Annotated in this window: 5 protein-coding genes; 1 reads left to right on the forward strand and 4 read right to left on the reverse strand. The window is 69.4% G+C overall.

What is annotated here, in order from left to right:
* Positions 1 to 5: 5 nt before the first annotated feature.
* The 4 genes from IZR01_RS47580 to sdhC form a co-directional block, all read right to left on the reverse strand.
* Positions 6 to 815 (reverse strand): arylamine N-acetyltransferase family protein, encoded by an 810-nt coding sequence (locus tag IZR01_RS47580; protein WP_194927704.1) that lies wholly within the window; start codon positions 813 to 815, stop codon positions 6 to 8.
* A 109-nt stretch (positions 816 to 924) separates the two neighbouring features.
* Complete coding sequence (locus IZR01_RS47585; RefSeq protein WP_194899423.1) at positions 925 to 1686, reverse strand: succinate dehydrogenase/fumarate reductase iron-sulfur subunit; 762 nt, start codon at positions 1684 to 1686, stop codon at positions 925 to 927.
* A gap of 2 nt (positions 1687 to 1688) precedes the next feature.
* Positions 1689 to 3944 (reverse strand): fumarate reductase/succinate dehydrogenase flavoprotein subunit, encoded by a 2256-nt coding sequence (locus tag IZR01_RS47590; RefSeq protein ID WP_228561375.1) that lies wholly within the window; start codon positions 3942 to 3944, stop codon positions 1689 to 1691.
* A 17-nt stretch (positions 3945 to 3961) separates the two neighbouring features.
* The gene (sdhC, locus tag IZR01_RS47595) at positions 3962 to 4786 is read right to left on the reverse strand and encodes a succinate dehydrogenase subunit SdhC (RefSeq protein WP_194899422.1); all 825 of its coding nucleotides are present in this window, start codon (positions 4784 to 4786) and stop codon (positions 3962 to 3964) included.
* Between the two features lie 343 nt (positions 4787 to 5129).
* Between sdhC and IZR01_RS47600 the strand changes: the two genes are divergently transcribed.
* Positions 5130 to 6041: serine/threonine-protein kinase (locus tag IZR01_RS47600; RefSeq protein ID WP_194927705.1), on the forward strand; the 912-nt coding region annotated here is incomplete at its 3' end.

Below are 6041 nucleotides of genomic sequence, written 5' to 3' on the forward strand. Positions count from 1 at the left end.
GGGGATCAGGGGCGGCCGATGGGCAGCCGCGGCGCCTTGGCCAGCTCGATCCCGAACCGGTCGCGGAGCAGGCTCAGCAGCTGCTCGTCCGAGGCGACCTCCTCGACCTGCCGTCGTCCCGCGCCGTCGGTGGTGATCAGCTGGTCGCCGGTCAGCGTGAGTCGGCCGTCGTCGGTGAGGCGCGAGCACACGATGCTCTGCGTGAAGTGCGACTCCGGCGACGTGCACTGCCACCAGCACGCCTGCGTGAAGTCCGCGAGCGCCAGCGGCTTGGGATCCACACGGTACTGCGCCTCGCCGTCGCGCAAGACGGTGAGCTCGGCGTCGTCGTTCTCCGCGATGCGGAACAGGCCGCCGGGGTCCTTTTGGTCCGTGCGGTCGTCGAAGCGGACGGGGAGCTCGGTGTGGCGGCCGAAGCCGACGTCGGCCAGCCAGGCGGTACCGGTGTCGTCGGTGACCTGGAGCGCCAGGTGGTCCAGGGGCGGGCTGTAGCCGTGGGCGGTGCTGAAGGTGCGGGCCGACATGCGGTGCACCCGGTAGCCGAGCGCTTCCAGGAGGAGGGCGAACAGCCCGTTGAGTTCGTAACAGAAGCCGCCTCGGCGTCGCTTGACGATCTTCTCGAACAGGGCCGTGCCGTCGAGGGCGACCGGCTCGCCGAGGTGGATGCTCAGGTTCTCGAAGGGGACGGAGTGCAGGTGCGCGGTGTGGAGGCGGCGAAGCGTGGCGGCGTCGGACGCGGCCGGGGCTCCGGCGATGCCGATGCGCTCCAGGTAGGCGGCGACCTGCTCGTGGTTCAAGGCGTGCGTAGGGGCCATGGATCCTTTATCGCAGATCCGGGCCGGAAACGCCTGGGGCCGCGGTCCTAAGACCACGGCCCCGGGCGCGATGAGCGCTCAGTGTTCAGCGTTCGCGTTCAGCGTTCCCTCACGCGTCCGAAGACGTCCGGCGCCGGATCTTGTTGCCCAGCCACACCAGCGGGTCGTACTTGCGGTCGACGACGCGCTCCTTCATCGGGATCAGCGCGTTGTCGGTGATGCGGATGTGCTCGGGGCAGACCTCGGTGCAGCACTTCGTGATGTTGCAGAAGCCGAGGCCGTGCTCCTCCTGGGCCGAGTTCTTGCGGTCGGCGGTGTCCAGGGGGTGCATGTCCAGCTCCGCGACGCGCATCAGGTAGCGCGGGCCGGAGAAGTTGTCCTTGTTCTCCTCGTGGTCGCGGACCGCGTGGCAGGTGTTCTGGCACAGGTAGCACTCGATGCACTTGCGGAACTCCTGCGAGCGTTCCACGTCGATCTGCTGCATGCGGTACTCGCCGGGCAACAGGTCCTTGGGCGGGGTGAAGGACTTCACCTCGCGGGCCTTGGCATAGTTGAAGCCGACGTCGGTCACCAGGTCCTTGATCACCGGGAAGGTGCGCAGCGGGGTGACGGTGACGGTCTCGTCCTGTTCGAAGGTGGACATGCGGGTCATGCACATCAGGCGGGGCTTGCCGTTGATCTCCGCCGAACAGGAGCCGCACTTGCCGGCCTTGCAGTTCCAGCGGCAGGCCATGTCCGGGGCCTGCGTCGCCTGCAGGCGGTGGATGATGTCGAGGACGACCTCGCCCTCGTTGATCTCGACCTCGAAGTCCTTCAGGTCGCCGCCGGAGGCGTCGCCGCGCCAGACCTTGAACTTGCCTTTGTAACCCATCGTCACTTCTCCTCGGCGGCGGTCTCGGCGTCCTCGGTCTGGGCTTCGGCCTCGGCCTGGGCGGTCTGCTCCTCGGCCTCGGCGGTGGCGGACTTCTCGGTGGACTTCTCGGCCACCTTGTCTGCTGCCGTGTCAGCCGCCTTCTCGCCGTTGCTCTGGCCGGGGATCGGGGCCGGTTCGGTCTTGGCTTCCGGCTTGGCCTCGGGCTCGGACTTGGCCTCCGCCTTGGACTCGGTCGCCGGCTCGGACTTGACCTCCGGCTCGGCGGCGGGCTTGGCCTCGCCGGCTGGCTTGGCCTCGGCCACGGGCTCCGCCGAGTCCCCGAGCACCGTCAGCTCCTCGTCCGTGAAGTACTTCTGTAGCTCGGACACCTCGAACAGCCCGAGCAGGTCCGGACGGATCGTCGGGATCGGCTGGTGCTTGAGATCGATCCCGCTCCCGTCCTCGTTCAGCGAGCAGATCAGGTTGATCTGCCGCCACTTCGAGGACATCGCCGGGTGGTCGTCGCGGGTGTGCCCGCCGCGCGACTCCTCGCGCTCCAGCGCCGCCTTGGCCACGCACTCGCTGACGATCAGCATGTTGCGCAGGTCCAGCGCGACGTGCCAGCCGGGGTTGAAGCGGCGGCCGCCGGCCGCGCCGACCTTGGTGCGCCGGGGCTTGAACTCCTCCAGCTTGGTCAGCGCCTCGCTCACCTCTTCGGGCTTGCGGATGATGCCGACCAGGGTGTTCATCGTCACCTGGAGCTCGTGGTGCAGGGTGTACGGGTTCTCGCCGTCCGCGTTGGCCAGCGGGGCCAGGGCCTCCTCCAGCGCGGCGTCCACGTCGGCGGCGGCCACGGCCGGCTTGCCCGCGGTGCCGAGCCCGTCGATGTACTCCGCGGCGTGCAGGCCCGCGCGGCGGCCGAAGACCAGCAGGTCGGACAGCGAGTTGCCGCCGAGCCGGTTGGAGCCGTGCATGCCGCCGGAGCACTCACCGGCCGCGTAAAGGCCCGGGACGACCGTGCCCTGGGTGTCCGGGTCGACCTCGATGCCGCCCATGACGTAGTGGCACGTCGGGCCGACCTCCATCGGCTGCGCCGTGATGTCGACGTCGGCCAGTTCCTTGAACTGGTGGTACATCGACGGCAGCCGGCGGCGGATCTCCTCGGCCGGAAGGCGCGTGGAGACGTCCAGGAACACGCCGCCGTTCGGGGTGCCGCGGCCGGCCTTCACCTCGGAGTTGATCGAGCGCGCCACCTCGTCGCGGGGCAGCAGTTCCGGGGGACGCCGGTTGTTCTCCTGGTCGTCGTACCAGCGGTCGGCCTCTTCCTCGGTCTCCGCGTACTGCTTGCGGAACACGTCCGGCACGTAGTCGAACATGAACCGCTTGCCCTCGCTGTTGCGGAGCACGCCGCCGTCGCCGCGGACCGACTCGGTGACCAGGATGCCCTTCACCGAGGGCGGCCAGACCATGCCGGTCGGGTGGAACTGGACGAACTCCATGTTCACCAGCGCGGCGCCGGCGAGCAGGGCCAGCGCGTGGCCGTCGCCGGTGTACTCCCAGCTGTTGGAAGTGACGGTGTAGCTGCGGCCGATGCCGCCGGTGGCCATGATCACCGCCGGCGCCTCGAAGACCACGAACTGGCCGGTCTCGCGGTAGTAGCCGACGGCGCCGGCGATCCGGCCCGAGGCGTCCTTCAGCAGCCGGACGATCGTGGTCTCGGCGAAGACGCGGAGGTTGGCCTCGTAGTCGCCGGTCGAGGCCTTGTCCTCCTGCTGGAGCGCGACGACGCGCTGTTGCAGGGTACGGATCAGCTCCAGGCCGGTGCGGTCGCCGACGTGCGCCAGCCGCGGGTACTCGTGCCCGCCGAAGTTGCGCTGGCTGATCTTGCCTTCCTTGGTGCGGTCGAACAGCGCGCCCCAGGTCTCCAGCTCCCAGATGCGGTCCGGGGCCTCCTTGGCGTGCAGCTCGGCCATCCGGAAGTGGTTCAGGAACTTGCCCCCGCGCATCGTGTCGCGGAAGTGGACCTGCCAGTTGTCCTTCGGGTTCACGTTGCCCATGGCGGCCGCCGCGCCGCCCTCGGCCATCACGGTGTGCGCCTTGCCGAACAGCGACTTGCTGATGACGGCGACCCGCTTGCCGGCGTGCCGGGCCTCGATCGCGGCGCGCAGTCCGGCGCCGCCGGCCCCGATCACCACCACGTCGTAGGAGTGGCGCTCGACGGGCTCCGTGCTCTTCGTGCCCACCGCGTTCTCGGTGTTCTCGGTGTTGTCAGTCATGAGTGCGCACTGGTCCTTTAGAAGAACGTCGGGTTGCTGAACGTGCCGTTGGCCACCAGGGCGACATATGCGTCCGTCAGCGCCACGCCGAACAGCGACACCCACGCGAAGAGCATGTGCTTGTGGTTCAGCTTCGACACCAGAGTCCACCCCTTGTAACGCAGGGGGTGCTTGGAGAAGTGCTTGAGCTTGCCGCCCATGATGTGCCGGCAGGAGTGGCAGGACAGCGAGTACACCCACAGCAGGACGGCGTTCGCGATCAGCACCAGCGTGCCCACGCTCATGTGCCCCCACTGGCCGGCGGGGTTGCGGAAGGCCAGGATCGCGTCCCAGCTCAGGATCGTGTTGAAGATCAGGCCCGCGTAGAAGAAGTACCGGTGGGAGTTGTTCAGGATGAGCGGGAAGCGGCGCTCACCGGTGTACTTGCCGTGCGGCTCGGCGACCGCGCAGGCCGGCGGCGACTGCCAGAAGGCCCGGTAGTAGGCCTTGCGGTAGTAGTAGCAGGTCATCCGGAACCCCAGCGGGAAGATCAGGATGAGCAGCGCCGGTGAGATCGACCACCAGTCGCCGAACGGCTTGAAGCCGCCCAGGGACGAGCCCGGCACGCACTTGGTCGCGATGCACGGACTGTAGAACGGTGAGATCAGGTTGCCGGTGTAGTAATCGGCGTTCTGGAACGCGCGGAACGTCGCGTAGAAGATGAAGGCGACTAGCACGAGCATCGTCAGGAGCGGACTGAGCCACCACCTGTCTGTGCGCAGCGTCTTCTGTTCGATCTGTGCGCGCGCCGGGCTCAGCGGGGCGGGTGCCTCGGGGCCGGGCGCGATGGTGTCAGTCGCCATCGACTTGTGTCTCCCAGACGGGCAATGTTCTTACACTGTGGTGTCTTGCGGGCTGTTTCGCTATGCAGGGCTCTGAGGAGCTGCGCGAACTCTAATGGACATCGCGTCAGATTCCATAGAACGCGTCACCCGGAGTAGTGGAAACGTGATCTACGTCACATCCTATCGACGGGGGAACAGGGCCCGGACGGCGGGGGAGCCGACAAGGGTTTGGCATCATGCTCCAGCAGCACGAAGGACAAAGCACGAAACGCCGATGGCGCACGGGGACACGGGAGACGGCTCGCGTGATGCAGCCGCGATCAAGGGGTGGTCGAGGGTGGTCGGAATGATCATGGGGCCGTTGACCGAGGGGGACCCGGGACGGGTCGGCCCCTACGCGACGCTGGGGCGGCTCGGCGTGGGGGCGCTGGGCGTGCTTTACGCGGGGCGCTCGGACGACGGCCGCGTCGCCGCGGTGCGCGCGCTGCGGCCGGAGCTGCTGGCCGACGAGAGCGTGAAGGCCCGGCTGGCCGCCGACATCGCGGCGGCCCGCACGGTGTCGAGCCCGCACGCCGCGCCGGTGCTGGGCGCGGACCTGGAGGCGGCGACGCCGTGGCTGGCCGCGGGGTTCGTCGGCGGCGTGACGCTGGCGCAGGCGGTCGCCGACCACGGCCCGCTGCCCGAGCCGGCGCTGCTGACGCTGGCCGCCGGGATCGCCGAGGCGCTGACGGCCGTCCACGCCGCCGGGGTGATGCACGGGGATCTACGGCCGGGGACGGTACTGCTGACGGCCGACGGGCCGTGCCTCGTGGACTACGCGTTGGCCGGCGCGTTCGACGGCGTGGCGGAGATCGGCGTCGCCGGCTTCCTCGCACCGGAACAGGCGCGGCGCCGGACGCCGACCTCGGCCGGCTTCCAATCGCCGGAGCAGGCGAAGGCGCGGGCGGTGACGCTGGCCGCGGACATGTTCGCACTCGGCTCGACGCTGTTCTTCGCCACGATGGGCCGCGCGCCGTTCGGGGAGGGGACGGCCGACGAGGTGAAGCTGCGGGTCGCGAAGTCCTCGCCGGTGCTGGGGACGCTGCCGGCGGCGCTCTCGGAGCTGATCCGCGGCTGCTTCCAGAAGGACCCGAACAGCCGCGCACAGCCGCCGCAGGTGCTGGAGTACGTGCAGCGGCGCGCGCCGCTCCCGCTGGGGAGCAGGTGGCTGCCGCCGGAGGTGGCCGCGGATGTGCGGGCGGCTGCCGAGGCGCTGGCCGGCGGGGCCGCAGTC

Origin of the sequence: Catenulispora pinisilvae, assembly GCF_015356865.1 — a bacterium.
Taxonomy (GTDB): domain Bacteria; phylum Actinomycetota; class Actinomycetes; order Streptomycetales; family Catenulisporaceae; genus Catenulispora; species Catenulispora pinisilvae.